Here is a 21061-nt window from a genome sequence, read left to right on the forward strand (position 1 = left end):
GGATCTCTCTATTAAACACACGTATTATACTAAACAAAGATACGAACCGTATACGTTGAATATTATAATATTCCTTGCTATTCTATTTTGTTTTATGCCAATAGTAAAAAGGAGTCGACCCCATGATTAGAGTTCACTCCTTCATAACTATACTCGATATGGCTCAATCGTTATTCCCTATGTCTTAAGCTTCATCTTTTTAACCAATAAAACAATCAAAAGTAAAGCTACCACAACGATAATGGTATTAAACCATAATCTCTGTTGTTGCCACCAAGCTGGATCCTTGTCTGCAGTTGCAGAAACTTGGGATTCCACTTGTGCACTTAACTTTCCAACTACAACGCCTTCTTGCTCGATATGGATCTTGAAATTGACAATATCGTATTGGGATTCCGATGCAGAGGCATTCCCGTAAAGTAATGTATAAGGGCCTTCACCTTTATCCTCGAACACTACCTTATCAAGGATATATTCAATTACAACTCCCGTAATATTTAATGGTGCATCATCTAGATTATTAATTTGTATTGTGTAGTAAGGATTCCTGATTGAGCTCGCCGTTGCGATGGTATAATTCCTAATCCACCAGTCTTTGAATTCCACATTATATATATTCTGTTCCCCAACCGTATCAAGCCTCATGCCCTGATCATCATAAAGTTTATATGACCTTGTGAAGTTACTATTGTCCACTCGTAATAGTGTTTCGTTAATTCGAAGACGACTCGAATTGTTTATAACGATTTGAGTATATCCATCCTCCTGCTTCAGTTCAAAAGATGCATCGCCAACCTTCTTGTAGTCCATCCATTTGAAGTCTTTCGTATTATGAACCAACTGTAATCCTGGGAATATTAATTTCTCCACATTATTCCTTACGATTAATCGATAATATTCATATTTGTAAGCTGTACCCAATGGAATACTATCCTTCACCAATTGGTCTGTTCGGTATAGTTCGCCCCCATTAATATCTAAAAATTCCCACCTGTTGCCATCGTAACTGCCCTGCACCTCAATATACTTCAAGAAATCTACCTTCGGTAACTCTAATGTTAGAGTATTCCCTTGAATATCCACATTCTCTGCCTTTGGCGTGATCTTATAATCCAATATAGAATCTCCATCTTTCATGGCTGTATGGACCAATGAAGAGGAATACGTTACGGTCTTCTCCTTAGCTTCTCCATAGCCACTATCGATATAATAAGGGACGTACTGCCCCTTATGATTGACAATACGTAGGTCACGCAAATCATCATCTGCCCCAGCATACACTTCTTCATCTAGAAAAAAGGCCTGATATGGACCTTCACCCTGCATTTCAATCCCCTTCGAGTAGCGCCATTCTTGCTCCTGACCTTGTTCAGTTGCGACAATCACATCGTTGCCCACGAAAGTACACATCCACAGCGTTACCGCCACGATGAGACTAGCTCTTCGAATCTGCTTCCACTTCTTCGTTCGCATGAGTCTCCCCCATTCTGCTCGATACTTTCTGATAGCCATAAGAAATACCAAGCAACACGATTCCGAAAGTAAAATAAGCGATAATTGTACTACCCGTCGATAATAATCTCAGATCATTCAATATTAATTTCCCAGTTGCCGCGAGCGTCAATCCTAATCCGAACCGTCTAATGTACACATATCTATAACGGAATCCGAATGTAATGTACAAGATAGCCAGGAATAGATATAGCAAACTGAAGATCAACCCGATCTCTTCCATCTGAAATTGAACCACTAGGAAAGACGTTAATATACCCAGTAAATATACCCCTAGAGCTACCGGATAGATCTCAATACTCTTATACTGCTGACTAAGGAATGATATTAACACCTCACGTATGCTAAAGAATACCAATACATTAAATCCAACTAAAATCCCCAATGCAACATATTCCGTTGCAGAGTTATAAGCATAATTCGACTGTAATGCTGGGGTAGTTAATGTAACTACGATACATACCAGGTAACCGACCCCGTATAAGAACATCATGTAGTATTTCACTACGCGGTCATACAGCACCTTAACCTTAGAGAATGCGTAGGCAAGCCCAATGGTTACTGTCGCAACTAAAAGGAATTTATAGAAATCATAATGACTGAATTCTCTCGGTACCCATGTATTATACATATTCTCCATCTCATACAGGAGATAAAACCACACGTTTAGTAACGTAGCATATTTAAATACCGTAACGATCTGAGCTTCATACGGACGACTGAAGAGTCTACCCTCCCGCTGTTGCTGAACAGCATAGAATAACGTAACCACCACCATTCCTGCGGTGACGAAGCTGTATTTTATTACATAGAAGGTATCATTGTAATCAAACAATAAGACATTGCCCAATAGATCTACATAGAGGAATGCCCCTAGACACAACGTTAGAATGCCCCAGCCAACTTTCTCTAACTGCTTAAACCGATTAAGACTACCGTAGATTGTTAAAAGAACACCTTCGACAAGCCAACCCATCGAAATCCACTCTGCTCCGAACTGGAATGGAATCATAAGTACCGCAAAAGTAAGTGATGTGGCATAGAATAATAGTGTTGTTTGTTTCTCTTGCTGCATGAACTTCTCAACGAATTTACCCAACCCGATATAGACAAGACAGAAGACCAATGCTAATAATCCTTGGAAATTCTCCAAGTGCGGCTCACCAAACAAGACATACATCATCACACAACTAATGAACGTATTTAAGGCCAGCAGTGTGAAATCCCACCATGACAACTTCATCTTATACTTAAATGAGTATCCTAACGTGATACCTAGATACATCGCAAATGTAATGCCCACATAACCCATACTTATAGGATTGCTAACCGATAACCACACCAGAGCTATCATAGAAGGAACATTAAATAAGAAACTGATGTAATTGACGATGACCCAACGCTTTTTAAATGAGACAAGTAGAATGGATACGTTCAATAAGAACAAATAACCCATAGCCACGTATACTGCATTCCCCTCAAGTCCGTAAGCCCACATATATGAGAATAACGGTAGATACCCTCCTACAAGACCCAGTGAAATGATACTCCGCGAGTGATACCTTAAAGACAACAGTACTGCCGTTAACGATACTAATACAGATAACAATAGCCCCACGTTCATATCTATAATCTTGAGCAAAAAATAACTATAAAAGATCGACCCATACAATACAGAAACACCGCCACCCAATAACCCTAAGGCGAACGTCTGTCTCTGCTTACGGAATAGCCATTCTCCACCCACAAGCATGATGACACCAAGCAGGAAAAAGGCACTGCCTTTCATATAACCATTGAACCAAGTCGAATATGTATATTTAAAACTAACGCCTACAGCTAAAATAATAAGCAAGATAGCGACCTTATTTAGCCAGTTCAATCCGATTTTCATTTCGAACTGATTCTGCTTGATTCTCTTCTGCATCACTTCTTCGGTTACTTCTTCTGAAGCAAATTGATCTAACCCACCCTTTACAACATGATGAAGTTTCTGCTCATCTTCTCGTAGTCGTTCACGGTGAAGCATAATCTTATGATTTAACTCGTCAGAGATCTGCGTAAGCTTAAGCGCCATCTCTTCTTCCTCTTCCTTCAAGTGGCTGGATGTTCGCTCAAAGAGACGCTGAACCGCAGTCTTTGTCTGGAACTCGAAGGCTCTTAGCCGATTCGAATGACCCTCTGCACGATTTGCAAAATAGGTATTCAACTTCTCCCGTGATACGTTAATGATATTCAATTTCTCGTTAACGATCTGCTCTGTTAAAGAAGTACGAAGCTTCACGTTCTCTTCTTCCAAATGGGTTACTTTCTTCTGTAACGTTGTTAGTCGAACCTTCTGTTGCTTATGTTGCTCTTGAAGTTGTTCATTCTCATGGACTAAATCGTGCGTCTGATATTCATCAATTAAGATCTGAACTTCTCTCGTCAATTGGTTCTGACTGTCTTGAATGTGAAATAGACGATCTTTGAACTCCTTCATGTGTTCCCTCCATTGTGGATTCATGGTAATATTTCCATTTTACTATATATAACAATCAAAAATAGAATTATTTAGGAAGTAACTTTCCTTTTGTCTTGCGAGTGATGACCTCTACCAAACAAAAAAAAGGCGCCGTCCATAGCTTATAAGCCTTGGACTGCGCCCTCTTGATATATAACCTTACTGAGTTGCTTTTCTAAATCCGGAAGCGACCGCTTCCTGATCCGTGCAGAACATCATCTCTGCTTTGGTCTCGTTATAACTTTTACCACCGGGTACATGATATATTTTTTCATTCCGAGCATTAATATTACCTTTGATCTTAGGATTACTACAAGATTTAATCTTGTCTTGTTTACCCCATAATCCGACTTGGTTATCCTGTGCTTCACTTTTTAATAGTGAAAACCTCTTCGTATATAGAACATCAGGAGGAAGCGACATCGTATTCGCATACCCCTTAACAATCAACGTTTCGTTGAACATGACTGAGTCACCTTCTATAAAGACAAAACGTAACAGTCGATCATACTTATCTGTGTCACTTACATCCTTGAATAAATACACGGTCTTGCTCTCCAGTTGTTGCTTGCTGAAGTCACTTGCTTCTTGCCCATAATATTGGGCTTCACCAAATACTTCAGGTGTATTCATACCAATCATGCGCACCTTCTGACCGGAATTGGTCACAAAAGTATCTCCGTCAACGATACGCTTGATAGTTGTAACCTCATACTCTTTATCTTTCAACTCAGGATATTCTCTAACAATCTCGGTAACAAATGCGTCTTCGTCATTTGCTACAGTGCCCATATTGGTACATCCTGAGATGAAGATGGAGACTAATAAACCGATATAAAGAAAGATTCTCATCGTCATTCCTCACTTATTCCTGCGATAGCTCTTCACTAATTGATGATTTATCGACTACTTATTCGCTACATGCACTTTTAACAATTTACCCTTAATCGTTGTATTCTTCATCACTTGAATGACATGTTGACCTTTACCATTCAATATCTCAACGTAAGACACGTTATCTTGAATCGTAATAATACCGATATCATCCGCAGATACGCCTTCAATCTTAGCAATGGTACCGACGAAGTCTACCGCTCTAATCTTCTTCTTCTTTCCACCGTTGAAATATAGCTTGGTAATCCCTTTATTTAATTGCTCATTCTTATCTTGCTTCAAGATAGGCTCAATTCCAATTTTGCCTTGGAAGGCATCCTTATTACTCGCAACTTCTTCTTTCGTGGGAACACTTTTCTTAGGAATAGCAAATCCAATATAACTCTCAATCTCATGCAGAAATTTCTCTTCATAAGGAGTTACGAACGTGATGGCTTTCCCTGTTTTACCCGCGCGACCCGTTCTTCCAGTACGGTGAACATAACTTTCCTTCTCCATAGGAAGATCATAGTTGATGACATGTGTGATGTTATCAATATCAATGCCTCTCGCTGCTACATCTGTAGCGACTAAATAGCGGAATTGGCCCCGTTTGAAGTCATTCATGACTTCGAATCGATCCTCTTGGATCATGCCACCATGGATTTTGGAACACGTATAATTGGCATTCGTTAATTGCTCAGTCACCTGATTCACATGTTCCTGCGTCCGGCAGAAAATAATACAGCTATCCGGATTCTCAACAACCGTAATATCTTTCAGTAAGCCGAATTTCTCTGATTCTCTGACTTCATATAAAGAATGCTCAATCGTATCTGTAGTGAGCCCCGTAGCTTTAATCTCAATCATCATCGGATTACTCATATATTTGTAACAAAGTTTCTCTACATCTTGAGGTAACGTAGCCGAGAACACCATCGTTACTCGTTCTTTAGGAAGTTTCTCAATAATCGATCCGACCTGCTGAATGAATCCCATATTCAACATTTCATCGGCTTCGTCAATGACAAGGTATTCTAAGCGTTCTAACGCAAACGTACCACGTTCAATATGGTCCAATACGCGTCCGGGCGTACCTACAACCACATGACTTTTTTGCTTCAATTCAGCCGTTTGTTTCGCATAAGGGGTCTTACCATAAAGCGCTGTTGCTTTAATCCGTTTGTATCGACCAATATTCGTAATATCTTCTTTCACTTGCGCAGCAAGCTCACGCGTAGGCGTTAAGATTAATGCCTGTGGTTTGTTCTCGTTCCAATCAACCAAGTCACAGATCGGTATTCCAAAGGATGCTGTCTTTCCGCTCCCTGTCTGTGATTTCACAACAAGGTCCTGTCTCTTGAGTGCCATTGGAATAACTTCACGTTGCACCTCAGTCGGATTGTTATATCCTAAGCTATCGAGTGCTCGTACGATTTCTTCACTTAATGTATAGTCCTTAAAACTTTGCTCGCTCATGTAGTAACCTCATCTATTCTAAAATTATTGTTATGGAAGCTCAGCACTACAACCAGTGCTTAACAAAAAGCCATCTATAATGACCGCTACGATAACGGATTGTCCTTCCGATCGCTGTTGCCCTCAGATTTCTTGATTATATACCGGTTCACGGTAGAAATCAGAGGGCAAAGGCGAACGCTATCGCTTCTCCAAGACAATTCCGTCACCTCCGCTAGGTTTCAGCATAATCCATCTTTTTGCAAGCACGAGTTATGGGTAAGAGCCCTTATGGACATATGTTTCCACGAATCATCTATCACATATTCCCCATTATACTCGAAAAGGAGAAAATACTTTAGTGATTCCATGGGAAATAGCCGAAATTAGCTTATAAGGCTACCCTCGGCTTCATCAGAAATTAAATACCGCCTATTGCAATCTAATAGATATATTTATTTCGCAGCTTTATCAGTTCGAATTTCGTCAGGAATGGAATGAACCATAAGCCGTTTATTTCTTAATTGAGCAGGCGACTCCAAATTTATCTTATTCCTCCAAATGTCACCTCTTTTTCGCCTACTTTAAGAACCATCTTATCCTTATTCGCCTTTGTCGTTACCGTAACCGTTTTATTTTTTGAATTCCAGTCTAAATTAAGATTTAACTTTCTCATGGAATCTAATGAGACCATTGTTTTTCCATCAATCACCACAGGTGGTGAATCTGAACTAACGACTTCACTATTAATAATAAGGCTAACCTGTGATCCTGCATATATTGGTATTGAACTACACAAAAATACTAAACACATTACTAATAAAGTACTTATCGTTTTTTTCATATTCTTTCACTAACCTCCATTTTTAGACTCTAATTATATTAGACGCAACTACATATAGAAGTGTTATACAAATCAAAATATATATTACGTACTATTAAGTCAATAGGAAACTAGGCCTTGAATTATATTTGATTCTCAAAGTAACTACCATTTAAATTCTTATACTATAACTAATAAATTTAACTCAGAAGCCCTCGAAAATTTATTTAAATGAGTCATACAATTATGTTGGAGACTGAATAATCGGTCTCTATCCTTTTTCAGCGGGAGGTAGTTTATGAAAAAAAGTAGAATCCTTTCAATTTCACTGATATTTTTATTTTGATAGTTGTATTAGTCAGATCACAGCAAGAGATTGCTAGCGTTAGGCTTGTGTCCGAAACAACGGAAATCACTTATACTGACAGTGAAAGCATCCAAATCTTCGAAGATGCTATAAGAACTGTAAAAAAAGTACGCGGGTCTGTTGATGTGGGTGGTCCACCAGATTATCGAATGACTGTTACTTACGCTGACTCTAAGGTTGATGAATACAGCCTTTATATGGATTTCAAAACTAAAGATGGCTACCTGATTAAAGATAGCCATAGCGAAAAGATGCTGGATTTAAGAACTAAGAATTCGGCAGAACTAGCTGATCTGTTAAGTCAAGAAAAGAGAGAATAATATTTGATATATTCTTCAAAAAGCCATATGTGTACATCTTTTGTGCAGAACTAATGTGCAGAACTAAACGGAAGCTGCGCCCAGCATGGGCGCACTAAAAAGGATCCGCTGTTCACAGCGGATCCTTTGAATTATACGAATCATTGCCACTCCTCAAATTGAGGCCACACTCACTTTAACTGTCCGTTAATGCCTACCGCTGAACCGTTTGATCGCTTCCTCGGTCACCGGCGTAAAGAGGTTAACTAGGTTGCCGTCGGGATCACGAAACAGCACAGCACGGTTCCCCCAAGGCATCGTGGTTGGTTCCTTTACCCATTCGTCGATAAACGGCTTCAAGCGCTCATATTCGGCATCGACATCGTGGACACGGAACTCGAGGATAACAGTGTGATTGTTGGCCGCCACTGCAGAGCCAGCGCCGAACAGTTGCACCGTCTGGGAGTGGCCAATCGCCAGGGTGCACGATGGCACAACAAGTTCAGCAAAGACGGGCGCGGGGCGTTCCGCCGAAACACCCATGACTTTCTCGTAGAACTCGACGAGACGATCCACGTCGTCGGTAATGATGCGTACAGAAGCAAAATTCATAAGATCCATCCTTCCTATAATAAATGATACATTTCAAGTAACCTTATTGATTATATAAAAACACTACTGACAACATTATGTCAGTAGTGTTTTAACATTTTTCTGGGCTTCCTTCCTCATGAATTCGAGCCATTCGTCTTCCATGCAACAATGAAAAAACCGTGCTTTGGCCAACAAGCCAAACACGGTTTCTCTTCGATTGACTTCATATTTCAGGTTCGCCTCATATTACTCTTCAGTTTAATTTCACTTCGTAATCAACATAATCAAAGAACGCCGAAGTCTTACTATCCTCACCATTACCCGTTGCATAACATCCAATAAGTGCTCCTGTGAATCCACCATTTCGTTCTGGCGATACGATATGGGCTGATGCGCGCGCAAGCGAGATCCAGTTCGATCCATCGATGCAATAAGCCAACTCATATTCATGTTCATTCGAAAGGATTTGAAGGCAAATATGATCTTCTGCCACAGGCACCTCTCCCAGTAATGTGAGCTCCCCACGATCAACCGCGACTGCCATTAACATTCGTCTGCCATCGATTCTGCGAATTCCGAAGGTAATATGCCCTTGTTCGTTCAGCCTTACCGCAAGTCCCGCTTCCTCACCATCGGTTTGAGGTGCGAAGACTAACGCTGTTGATACGTTCGTTCTTAGATGCTGTTGCCGAACACCGACGAATAGGGAGACCTCAGCATCACGAAGCGAATGTTTATTCCCTTTTAGCGCCATATAACCAGGTCGTTGACTCAACGATACTCGTTCTTCTTGCACTGTACGGATAAATGCCCAACGAAGGTCAAGCTCCTCGCTATCGAAGTCGTCTCGCCAACCTAACTTGCCAGAACCAACAGGATCAGTATATTTAGTCGTGGTTTCCCTTATTACATTGTCCGAACTCTTTTTTCCATCTAATAAAGATTCTTCTGAATTCCGACCTAGTCCTGCTACAGTCATCTTCAACGCTACCGTTCCCTCATTATTATCAATTGTTGGCCAACCATCTTCTGTCCAAGTCACAGGTGCAAGGAATGTTTCCCTACCAAGGACGCTATATTGCCCATCAACGGGACGTATTCCAAGAAACATCGCCCACCATTGTCCGTGTAAATCTTCAACCAGTTCAGCATGACCTGTATTCTGGATGGGATGATTAGGAAGAGAATTATGTGTCAACATCGGATGCGGCATCATTTCAAATGGGCCATTCGGTGTACTCGATCTGTATACTAAAGCACGATGATCAGATCCCGTTCCTCCACATGCGCAGATGAGATAATATAAATCATTGATTTTATAAAGATGGGGCCCTTCTGTCCAGACGCCACCATCACCATGCGCAACAATAACTGGCTCAGACAAGGCTCTACCTGTCTTAATATCAATCTCATATTGAATAATGTGTGATTCTTTATCTGCACCACGTTGGGCTGTTACATATACTTTTCCATCGTCATCAAACATGAGAGAAGGATCTATATTCGCATAGGGAACTGTAATTGGATCTGACCAAGGTCCCTCCGGTTTCTCCGCTGTAATATAGAAGTTACCAATCCCATAGACATCTGTCGTAATCAGATAAAAGAGACCCTCATGATAGCGTAGTGTTGGTGCATAGATGCCTTGAGAACTTTGTCTGGTGGACATATCAATCTGACTCTTACGAGCTAGCGCATGTCCTATTTGTTCCCAATGGATCAGATCCTTGCTATGAAATATCGGAAGACCCGGGAAATATTCGAATGAACTTACTGCCAAATAGTAGTCATCGTTCACACGAATAACGCTCGGATCTGGATAAAATCCGGATAAAACAGGGTTGTTGTACGTTATAGGGTTGCTCATTATTGGTTCACTCCTAAAGGTTACTACCTATGAATGTGATAGCTATCACTTTATCAGGATATTTTCAGCACGGTAGCTACAATCCGTGTTGACTATCAAATGAAACTTATACGTTCTTATTTTTCAATAAATGATTCTACCCTGCACATCAGGCACTCCCGATTTACGATAAAAGTACGTATTGATGACATCTCGCCATTGATGAGCATGCTCAGCCTGTTCTGCTAATCGTCCAGCTACTTGACTGAATCGATCCGTGTCCACCTTGTTCTGTAGTTCAGACCACTCTTTCTGTAGCTGTACAGCTTCTTCTGCCCCTGCGAAATGAGTATCATAAATATGCTGAATGACCGTCTTACCTGAATGTAAAAGATGCGTATAAGGCACGTGGTGGAAGAACAATAACAATTCATCTGGGCATGATTCAAGAGATTCATATACGTCTGCATTCTCACTGTAATACTGTACTGCATACCCTGTGCCGGTTGCTAATGTACGATCTACTCCAATCCCGTTTCGGTCAGCGAAATGGTACGTTCCCCAGCGCGAGTATTCATATCCATCAATGTCTGGGCCGTAATGGTAATGTGGTGTGACCATCCAACCTACACTTAGAGGCGCTGTATAACTCTCATATATAGGCCAAGATTTCATTAGCATGGCACATATCACATCCACCACCTGAGGGTCATTACCGAAGGAGAGCCGTACCCACTCTTCTGCAATCCCTTCCGATGATAAGTCTGGATTCCAGATGAGTCTGCCATATCCATATAGATTAGCCTGTGCTAACGTATGACCGGTCCAGTTCTCATCGTTCCCGATATTAGAGACTGCTGCTATACCACTGTACTTCATATTGAACACTGAACCATCTACTATATGTTTCACTTCAGCACCAGGTCCGTTAGCATACGTATCGAAATCGAGGACTGTCTTCCATTGAGGAACTAAATAACAGACATGTCGCTGCTGACCGGTATACTCTTGTGTAATCTGAAACTCTAACACCTGATTTGTCTGCTTCATGGCACCAAACAATGGCGAGACCGGCTCTCGTACTTGGAAATCCATTGGACCATTCTTAATCTGTAGAAGGACATTGTCTCGGAACTTACCATCGAGTGGACTGAAATGGTCATATGCCGCACGTGCCCGATCCGTAGAACGATCACGCCAATCTTGCATACAGTTGTATACAAAACATCGCCAGATCACAAGCCCACCATGCGGTGCTAGCGCATCTGCCAGCACATTCGCCCCATCGGCATGATCGCGATCATAAGTAAATGGACCCGGTCTATGTTCCGAATCTGCCTTAACTAGGAATCCTCCAAAATTGGGAATTTCCCGATATATCGTATCTGCCGTGTCACGCCACCATTGGCTAACTCCTTCATCCAATGGATCTGCCGTTGCAAGTCCACCCACCTGCATAGGAGCTGCGAAGTTAACGCTAAGGAACAGACGAATACCATATGCACGGAACACACTCGCTACTCGAGCCACATCAGGTAACAACTCATCCGTTATGAAACGTGTCTCTATCTCATGCACATTGACATTATTCATAGATATACTGTTTATTCCAACAGAAGCTAGCATCCGTGCGTAATCTTTCACTCTCTCTAAGTGAGCGGTGATCTCTCCGTTGTGATAAAAAATAGATGTCCCCGCATATCCCCGCTCAATGGAACCATCAGCATTATCCCATTGGTTAATCATTCGAAGTTGATTCTTTGGTTCTTCTAGTACATTAATATTCTCAGGGCGAACGCCGCTTGCGATTAGACGTAACAAGTGAAATACACCATACAATACACCTGAAGCTGAACCCCCAATGAGCATCAAGTATCTACCTTGTTCTGTTGACACGTACTGTAAACTAAACCCTTCTAAAGAAAGATCACGAAGCTCACGGTCTGTATTTCCTATGAATCTCTCATCCGCGCCTAGTTCAGTCCAGTTCGTTATTTCTGTAATGGTGCCTATCCGAATATATGAGTTCTCCACAGCCTTCGAGGTCACTTCCGGTTGAATACCTAACGAAGATGAGACGCCTTCTTCCAACTCACGTATTGCAGTAACCATGACCTCCGATGATTGATCTTCTACGACCAGATTGCTTAGAAGTTGTGCATACACTGTACGTAATTCTGAGTCCTTCACTTCGGCATGTTGTAGCCATGTTTTATATAAAGTACGTTCCATGCTATAGATTCCCTCCAATGATAGTCGAATTAGATGATGCATCTGGTACAAAACAACAGATGCCGGTCACAAAGACCGGCATCTCGATTAAATACGGCTATGCCGTCCTTCTTATTTGTCCTAACTATTAAACACAACATTTAGGATGTTCCTACTTACCTCACGATACTTTGGAACGCCGGCTTCGGCTGATGTAATTCATCGAACAGGAATGGCCAATTCTTTCGACCCCGTACTGGGAAGTTATCTAACCAAGTATAATCATCTGCTGCTCCCCAGAATGTCACTGAAGTAATCTCACTATGATATTCTCTCAATAATTTAAACATCACTTCATATCGTTGTGCTTGTAACTCTAGTAATGCTTCGGGTGCTACTGTCAGATCTCTACGCTTATCATCGAAGCGGAATAGGGAAACATCCAGTTCAGTTAGCTGTAATTGCAGACCCAGTGAGGCATACTTCTCAATCGCACGACGGATGTCATCTAATAAGGGATCGTACAGATTCCAATGGGCTTGTAGACCAACACCATGCACAGGTACATCTTGTTCCACAAGCGACTTCACTAACTTGTAAATCTTATCTCGCTTAAGTGGATTTGACTCGTTGTAATCGTTATAGAATAGTAATGCTTGAGGATCGGCCTCATGTGCATATCCAAACATCTTAGCAATAAAGTCAGGACCAACAATATCCAACCACTTCGACTTGCGGAGAAGTTCTTCACCTTCATCCGCTATCACTTCATTCACAACATCCCAAGCATAGATATCTTGCTTATAGCGACCTACAACGGTACTGATATGGGACTTAATTCGCTGAAGTACCGTTTCACGATCTGCCGTCTTCCCATCCTTATCTTCGAATAACCAATCTGTTGTTTGATTATGCCAGACTAGGGTATGACCCCGCATACTCATCTCATGCTTCCGCGCAAATGCTACCAATTGATCTGCAAGTTCGAAAGTATAGGTCTCCTCCGATGGGTGAAGACTCTCGAACTTCATTTCATTCTCAGCCGTAATGCTATTGAAATGATAGGCCAGTAGTTCCTCCTGACTTACGATGGTCTTTGGATTCACTGCTGCTCCGATTAGAAAGTCCTGAGCGAATACTTCTTTTAACTTAGGTTCATTACGAGTTCCTATGTTACCCATTAACCCTTCACCCCGCCAATGGTCATCCCTTGTACAAAGTACTTTTGTAAGAATGGATACACCATAATGATCGGAACGCTGGCAACTATTGTCATCGTAGCACGAATAGATGTTGGCGTTACTTGATTAGCTTGACTTGATGTTGAGAACATGGATGAATAATCCTGAGAGTTCATAGATGCACCTGAGTTCTGAAGAATCTTCATAAGCTCATACTGTAACGTACTTAAATCTGGATAAGATGAGTTGTAAAGAAACACATCAAACCATGAGTTCCATTGGGCTACTGCCGTAAAGAGTGATACCGTTGCGATAACCGGTAGACATAACGGAAGAACAACACGGAGAAACGTTGTGAATTCCCCAGCTCCATCAATTCGAGCTGATTCTAGAATTCCCTCAGGCAATCCTTCAATAAAGGAACGGATAACGATAACGTTAAATACACCGATCAATCCAGGAATGATGTATACCGAGAAGCTTCCAATCATACCAAGTTCACGAATGAGTAGGAAGTTAGGAATAAGTCCTCCACTGAAATACATTGTCAAAATAAATGCAAGCGATACAAACTTACGTAGTACATATTCCGGACGGCTAATCGTATAGGCTACCATCGAGCAACATAATACGGAAAGTACCGTACCTATAATCGTTCTCATCGCTGATATAAAGGTTGCCTGGTAAATCGATGATTCTTTAAGAACAAACTTGTAATTCTCAAGCGTCCATTCTCGTGGCCATAAATATATTCCACCTTTAAGTGAATCAGTCGCTTGGTTAAGAGATACTGCCAGCGTATTAATAAAAGGATATAGCGTAACTACGACCAATAATAACATCATGATAATATTGAAGGTGTCAAATACCCGATCTCCAGGGGATTTGAAACGTGCATGTGCTTTTAATACCTTTGCTTTTGCCATTATAAATCCTCCCTAGAACAGTCTATCTTCGCCTAATTTTTTCGCGATGCCATTTGCACTAAATAATAGAATAAAGCTGACGACGGTTTTGAACATTCCAGCTGCAATAGATAATGAGAAGTTACCCATCTGAATACCATATTTGAGTACGAAAATATCTAAGTTCTCAGAGAAATCGATATTCATCCCGTTACCAAGTAAATATTGCGGTTCAAAGCCAGATTCAAGTAAATTACCAATATTCATAATCATGAGAATAACAATAACGGGTTTAATCCCTGGAAGTGTAATATGCCAGATCCGTTTGAAGCGTCCAGCTCCATCAATCTCAGCTGCTTCATATAGGGATGGATCTACTGATGTTATTGCTGTTAAATATATAATGGTGTTCCAGCCTACGTTCTTCCAGACTTCCGAAGCACCTAGTATTCCCCAGAAATAATTACCTTTTCCCAGCCATAGAATTGGTTCATCAATGAAACCAAGCCATATAAGTATTTCGTTAATAACTCCGCCGTCTGCTGATAGCACGGTAGTGATAATACTGGCAGCAACTACCCAGGATATAAAGTGAGGTAGATAACTTATGGTCTGTACAACTCTTTTAAACATCACTCTACGTAACTCGTTAAGTAGTAAAGCTAGAATAATTGCTGTGAAAAATCCTAATACAAGGTTTATAAAGCTCATTGCTAATGTATTTCGAAGTACTAATAGGAAGTGTTTATCTTGAAATAAGAAACCGAAATGTTCAAAACCAACCCACTTTTGATCCGTAAAACCTTTTGCCGGTTTATAATCTTGGAAAGCAATGGTCCAACCCCAAAGAGGGACATATTTAAAAATAAACAACCAGATTAAAAAAGGAACAGACATGAATACTAATGTCTTTTGCTGAGCAATTCTTTTCATGAAAAGTCTCATTCCTGTTGGTGCATTAGCTATCGTTGGCATATCATGCGGTACTATTGGAGTGCTATTGCTCACAGTATATTCTCCTCTCTATCCTCAGTAGAATCGTTAGATGATAAAGGAAGGGTGTCGACCAAATCTAGACAACAGCCCTTCCCCTCTCAAACAATCGTTCTACTTACCTGCTAATATATCTATCTTTTTGGCTACTCCAGCATTAATTATATCTTCAAATTCCTTAACATCTAGCTTGTTAAATTCTGTGTAATATTGGTCCCAAATCTTCTCGAAATCAGCAGGAGCTGCAAGAACTAGTTGTGGGAAGTATTTGCGTTGTAAGTCACTTCTCTTCTGTTCGAATACTTGCGCTTTAGATCCCTGTGGAATCGCAATACTCCATGCTGGATACCAAGGACGTTCGTCTGGTGCAGCAAAAAGTTGAGAGAAGGATTCAATATTGTAAGCCTTCAATAACTCTTTATCACCATCGGTATATGTCATTTGTGCAACTTCTGGTTGAGTTCCTGGCCCTACAGAGTTACCGTCCGGAAACGATGATCCCCCACCATACATCGGCCAGCTATAATTGAAATATTTGAAACCAAATGATTCTTGGAATGCTTTCTCATTCGTTTTTACAATTTGTTCTGCCGTTCTATTGAAACGTCCTTCTTCATTAATTTCAAACGTTTCTCCCTCAATTCCCCATTGACTGAGGACTTGGTTCTCATCGGTTAGCAAGTTATTGAAGAATTTAATAATACGAACCGGGTCCTTAGCACTAACTGTGATACCGATACCCCGATTATTTACAAAAGATGGTGGATCAATATATTGATCCTTGATGTTCTCGTCAAATACGATAGGAAGCGCCATATAATCTAGATCGTGGTTACCTGATAGTACTGCAGCTTCTCGTAGAACATTCATCCCATCTTGTGCTTGCCATTTGTAGTCAAAGAATCCAAGAACCTTACCGGAAGCAATCTTCGCGATATATTGATCTTTCGTATCTACGAAGGATGACTTATCAAAAATTCCTTCAGCATTGAGCTTATTCAATTCTTGAAGATAACGTTTCGTGCTATCTACATCGTCTCCATAATCCTTTGCTTGGTGAGTCTCCATATCAATAATAGTGCTACCATCATTCGGATAGCCTGCCAAATGCATTGGTGGATTAGTGAAAGCGAAGAACTGATCTTGTGCAGTCAGTGCCAAGTAACCAGTTAATTTTTCATCTTTATGTTTAGCTACATAATCACGAATTAATTTAAGATATTGATCATATGTCTTAATTTTTGGGTATCCAGCTTCTTTCAACACTCGACGTTGAATCCAAAATGCACCTTGTGTTATGTTTGGCTCTGGCTTAAACTCTCCTACGTTTGCACTGAATGGTAGAAAGTTGATATTACCATCCTCATCCTTCATTAAGTTGAAATAAGGCTCATATACTCGTTTAATGTTCGGACCATACTCCTCGATTAAATCATTGAGAGGAATGAACGCACCTCCATCAACAAGCTTATCAATAGACTCTCCTGGTACAATGACATCTGGAAAGTCATTACTTGCGATGAATGTTCCAATCTTGGTATTCTCATCCCCTACGAGATGCTCAATTTTCCAGTTAACACCCGTCTGCTCCTCATACTTTTTACCAATCGTTGTTTCATTTGTATTAACATCTTTACCTGCAGCAGCATTAAAGTAAGAGAATGTGACTTTATCTACCTTTTCTTCTGTTGCTACTCCAGGTTCATTGGATGAAGTCGTTTTACCGCTGTTCGCTGTATTACCATTGTTGCCTGAGCAACCTGCAAGAATAGATCCCATCATGACTGCTGTAAGACAAATAAGTCCTATCTGCTTCTTTCCCATACTTGTGACAATCCCCCTTCGAACTTTTAATTATTTTGTAAGCACTTTCATTTATATTATAAGGGAGATATCTCCCTAGTTTTACCCACCATTCTAAAGATGGTACTTAGAAAACTATAGATGCCACTTTGGTATCCTTCTCATGTTCATTCTTCTAATGGTATCCGAAGGATGACCTGCGTTCCCTCACCTGGTTGACTATGAATCCTAAATTCAAAGCGACTACCATAATATAGCTTTAGCCGATATATGACATTTTGTATACCGATTCTCTCACCCATTTCTTCCTCATTGGTGATGTAACTGTACAACTGTTCGACTTTCTCAGGCTCCATACCCGCTCCACTGTCACTTACAAGAATGACTAGATCATTTCGATCTCTCTTAATATTCACATGAATGACACCACCCTGTTTGAAAGGTTCAATGCCATGAATACTTGCATTTTCAACAAAAGTGACAATGGACATTTTAGGGATTTTTGATTTCATCTCGGCTTCTTCCGCATCAACCACATAACTAATTTTGTCACCGAAACGATATTTTTGAATTTCCAAGAAGCAATGGATGAAACTCAGCTCTTCCTTTAGCGTAATCATGTCTTTATTCCAGACAAGGGAGTCTCTGAAAATTTTGGCCATGTTCTGAATAATATGAGCAGTCTCATTCTCATCCTTCATAAGGCTACGCATCCGAATGGTCTCTAGCGCATTGAATATGAAGTGAGGATTAATCTGACTCTGAAGCGCGTTTAATTGAGCGTGTCTGCTCTGAATCTCTAGGTCTTTCTTCTGAATATCCGCTACATAGACATCATTAATTAAGGTGTTGATCTGCAACGTCATACGGTTGAATTCAACGGTCAATTGGCCAATCTCATCACGTGAATGATCATCTTTAATCATCTCAAAATGTTGGTTCTTAACTTTCTTCATTTGTTTCAAGATTCGAATAATACGTACGTTCAACGAACGAGTGACCCATATAATAATTAAAGTAGGCAATAAGATGTTCATACATGTAACTATGATGACGAAATTCCGAGATTGACGTACTTCCTTAAATACTTCCTCCTTTGAAAGGGTAGCGATAATACTCCATCCATTCAGATCATTTGTCGTCTTATATTCTGTGTTGAACTCAATCGTATCCTTAGCCATCGTCAAAGAATCGAAGGGTACAGGGCCCTTCTGTGCATCCACGTTCACATCCGTTGTATACTCAACCTCTCTTTTATTATTCAGCAAGTAGACGTTACCTTGTAGGTTGAGGTTATTAAATATTTGTTTAATAGAAAACATCTTCATATCGATCTTGAGTATTTTGTTGTAATTATTCTGTGAGTAAAAGGAATCCATCCGTCTGACGATGCTAAATGTCTGGAGTGATCCACCTTTTTCCGAACGAATGAGTAATGGTTTAGCTACTCGATTCTCCTTGATTCGCTCGTACCATTCATTTTCTTTAACACTCTCATTGATAGCACTAATACCCCCGGAATATAGTAGGGTCGGATTATCCACGTAGATTGTGACCTCTTCCACTGCATTATAAACAGGTGTATTGGCATTGAGTATACGACGAAGATATGAATCATAAGCCCCTATGTATTCAGCAGGATGGGTATAATCCGTATCAACAATCTCATTCAAAAGGGAATCGGTATATAACACCGTTGAAATCTCCATTGCCCCTTCAACTTCCTGGAAAAACTCATTCTTCACTTGTTCAATCGCGCGGTTAATATCTAGAATCAATTGCTGCTTCACATTATTCGTCGTCACGTAATAAAAAATAGCATTCGTTACTAGAATGGGGACAAAGACGCATAGGAAATACAATCCTAACATTTTGTCCCTTAGACGGACGTTATTCAGACTAGGCTTCATTTGACCGCCCTCTCGGACTATCCCCCTTGTTTAGACTATGGCGATACTCACTTGGTGTTACGCTTTCAATCTTCTCGAATTTAGTCACGAAATAATCACTGTTACCAAATCCTACGCGCTCTGCAACCTCGTAAATACGTAGATCGGTCTGGCGTAGCAATTTCTTCGCTTCGTTAATTCGTAAATGTTGCAGGAAATCATTGAAGTACACACCATATGTTTTTTTAAAAAGTTGACCTAGGTATACCGGATTGATATAAAATTGGGACGCAATCATCTTTAAGCTAATATTCTCCTGATAATGCGCTTCGATATAGGATCGAATCTTCTGAATATCACCACTCTGCTGATCTTTACGGAGACTCGCAATATAGCATCCACTCTCCGTAGCAAACCTTGTGAATATGCGTTTCAACTCGCTTAGTGACAAGTTCAGGTCATGCCAATCCAGAAGCATCGCTAGTGTGTTAACTCCTCGTTCTTCACCATTCATCTCATGAATAATCCTCACAACGCCAGTGACACACTGATGAATATTCATTTTCACAGCCTCTGGTGCATAGGCCTTCTCGCAGAAATGACGAAAGATCTCATCAATCGTTAACGTTAGTTCTTCAAACGCTGACTCTTCGATCTGTTCAATTAATTGTGAATACAGTCTCTCATCCAAACTTATATATTGAAGAGCCTGCATGGTATCCCCGTCATAAATCACAATGCTCTTATCATCATGTACATATTTATATTGGAGTGCTTCCTTAGCACATTTATACGATTCTCTTATATCTGCTAACCGCCCTACCTTACACCCTGCATATAGGAAGATTCGGCAATCATATTGGCTCACCAGCATCTCCAAGAGTGATTCTGCAAATCGTTGAATCTGTCCTTGAGAAGACTGGAAAAGAACACTGTCTGGCACGATAAATCCGATACGATTACGATGTTCATGCAGATAAAAGGGTTGGCTGCCCCCCGTCATCTTCTGAAGGGTTTGCTGCAAAATCTCTTTGAACCTAGAGAGGTTAGGTACTGTGCTAGATTCTTTCCAGAGATGAATATCATTCAGCTCAGCAAACATATAATAAAGGCCATCCCTATCGCTTAGCATTAACCGCTCTTCCCACTCGGATATGAATACATTGTCGGGATTGTCTAGAATAAGCTTCTCTATCATGGCTCCACTCAGTAAATTCTCCTGCAAACTACGGTCTTCTCGATCGCGTTCGAGCTTATCTTTTAAAGTAAGAAGCGTCTCTGTTAATTCAATCTCATCAATTGGTTTAAGAATGAAGTCATGTACTCCGTATCGTACGGCTTTCTGAGCGTAACTGAAATCATCATATCCACTGATAATAATAAAGGCTGGGCAAATGTCACTTTCCGTAGAGATGCTCTTAATTAACTCCAGTCCATCGAGTACTGGCATACGAATGTCGGTAATGACTAGGTCTGGTTGAATGTTCTTAATTAATTCCAATGCATCCTCGCCATTATCGGCTTCCTGTACAATCTGATAACCACAAGCCTCCCAGTCGATTAATTTAATCAACCCTTTACGAGTATAAATCTCATCATCTACTAAAATCACCTTATACACAGTTAGCTCTCCCTTCCTTTTCATGGTGCTCTTTACCCTATGAGAAAACCCTTACAATACCCTTTTATTGTTCCTTCACTCACAGATTATGTCAATCTAAATATATTGATATCTATTCTAGCTTTTCAAAGTATTCCCTATAGTTTGTATGGTACCCCGCATCAATTAGCTGTGATAGCATAA

At 40.5% G+C, this 21061-nt stretch carries 15 protein-coding genes; 1 reads left to right on the forward strand and 14 read right to left on the reverse strand.

Features of this window, described 5'->3' with window-relative positions:
• Positions 1–177: 177 nt before the first annotated feature.
• From AC1D69_RS12070 to AC1D69_RS12090, 5 genes are all read right to left on the reverse strand, one after another.
• The gene (locus AC1D69_RS12070) at positions 178–1473 is read right to left on the reverse strand and encodes a hypothetical protein (RefSeq protein ID WP_495456413.1); all 1296 of its coding nucleotides are present in this window, start codon (positions 1471–1473) and stop codon (positions 178–180) included.
• Complete coding sequence (locus AC1D69_RS12075) at positions 1436–3994, reverse strand: DUF2339 domain-containing protein (RefSeq protein ID WP_495456414.1); 2559 nt, start codon at positions 3992–3994, stop codon at positions 1436–1438. Before AC1D69_RS12075 ends, AC1D69_RS12070 begins: the two co-directional genes overlap by 38 nt.
• A 180-nt stretch (positions 3995–4174) precedes the next feature.
• Positions 4175–4807, reverse strand: a complete 633-nt coding sequence (locus AC1D69_RS12080; RefSeq protein ID WP_495456415.1) for a thermonuclease family protein — start codon at positions 4805–4807, stop codon at positions 4175–4177.
• Positions 4808–4921: 114 nt separating this feature from the next.
• Positions 4922–6367, reverse strand: coding sequence for a DEAD/DEAH box helicase (locus AC1D69_RS12085; RefSeq protein ID WP_495456416.1), 1446 nt, complete (start codon positions 6365–6367; stop codon positions 4922–4924).
• A 523-nt stretch (positions 6368–6890) separates the two neighbouring features.
• Positions 6891–7190: a stalk domain-containing protein gene (locus AC1D69_RS12090; RefSeq protein WP_495456417.1), complete on the reverse strand. Its 300-nt coding sequence runs from the start codon at positions 7188–7190 to the stop codon at positions 6891–6893.
• A 321-nt stretch (positions 7191–7511) separates the two neighbouring features.
• Between AC1D69_RS12090 and AC1D69_RS12095 the strand changes: the two genes are divergently transcribed.
• Entirely contained in the window at positions 7512–7856 is a 345-nt protein-coding gene (locus AC1D69_RS12095; protein ID WP_495456418.1) for a YhfM domain-containing protein, read from the forward strand.
• A 186-nt stretch (positions 7857–8042) separates the two neighbouring features.
• Here the strand turns inward: AC1D69_RS12095 and AC1D69_RS12100 are convergent, their stop codons facing one another.
• From AC1D69_RS12100 to AC1D69_RS12140, 9 genes are all read right to left on the reverse strand, one after another.
• Positions 8043–8447 (reverse strand): VOC family protein, encoded by a 405-nt coding sequence (locus AC1D69_RS12100; RefSeq protein WP_495456419.1) that lies wholly within the window; start codon positions 8445–8447, stop codon positions 8043–8045.
• Positions 8448–8682: 235 nt separating this feature from the next.
• Positions 8683–10296 (reverse strand): glycoside hydrolase family 43 protein, encoded by a 1614-nt coding sequence (locus AC1D69_RS12105; RefSeq protein ID WP_495456420.1) that lies wholly within the window; start codon positions 10294–10296, stop codon positions 8683–8685.
• A 123-nt stretch (positions 10297–10419) separates the two neighbouring features.
• A complete protein-coding gene (locus AC1D69_RS12110; RefSeq protein WP_495456421.1) occupies positions 10420–12507 on the reverse strand; it encodes an alpha-glucuronidase family glycosyl hydrolase in 2088 nt (695 codons plus the stop codon).
• A 155-nt stretch (positions 12508–12662) separates the two neighbouring features.
• Positions 12663–13667, reverse strand: a complete 1005-nt coding sequence (locus AC1D69_RS12115; RefSeq protein WP_495456422.1) for an endo-1,4-beta-xylanase — start codon at positions 13665–13667, stop codon at positions 12663–12665.
• A complete protein-coding gene (locus AC1D69_RS12120) occupies positions 13667–14593 on the reverse strand; it encodes a carbohydrate ABC transporter permease (protein ID WP_495456423.1) in 927 nt (308 codons plus the stop codon). The genes AC1D69_RS12115 and AC1D69_RS12120 overlap by 1 nt, the downstream gene beginning before the upstream one ends.
• 12 nt (positions 14594–14605) lie before the next feature.
• Entirely contained in the window at positions 14606–15547 is a 942-nt protein-coding gene (locus AC1D69_RS12125) for an ABC transporter permease (RefSeq protein WP_495456644.1), read from the reverse strand.
• 132 nt (positions 15548–15679) lie between these two features.
• Positions 15680–17389: an ABC transporter substrate-binding protein gene (locus tag AC1D69_RS12130; RefSeq protein WP_495456424.1), complete on the reverse strand. Its 1710-nt coding sequence runs from the start codon at positions 17387–17389 to the stop codon at positions 15680–15682.
• 146 nt (positions 17390–17535) lie between these two features.
• Positions 17536–19278 carry a sensor histidine kinase gene (locus AC1D69_RS12135; protein ID WP_495456425.1) on the reverse strand — a complete coding sequence of 581 codons (1743 nt, stop codon included), beginning with the start codon at positions 19276–19278 and terminating at the stop codon, positions 17536–17538.
• A complete protein-coding gene (locus AC1D69_RS12140) occupies positions 19268–20902 on the reverse strand; it encodes a response regulator transcription factor (protein WP_495456426.1) in 1635 nt (544 codons plus the stop codon). Before AC1D69_RS12140 ends, AC1D69_RS12135 begins: the two co-directional genes overlap by 11 nt.
• Between the last annotated feature and the right edge of the window lie 159 nt (positions 20903–21061).

The organism is Paenibacillus sp. Y301 (assembly GCF_059445505.1).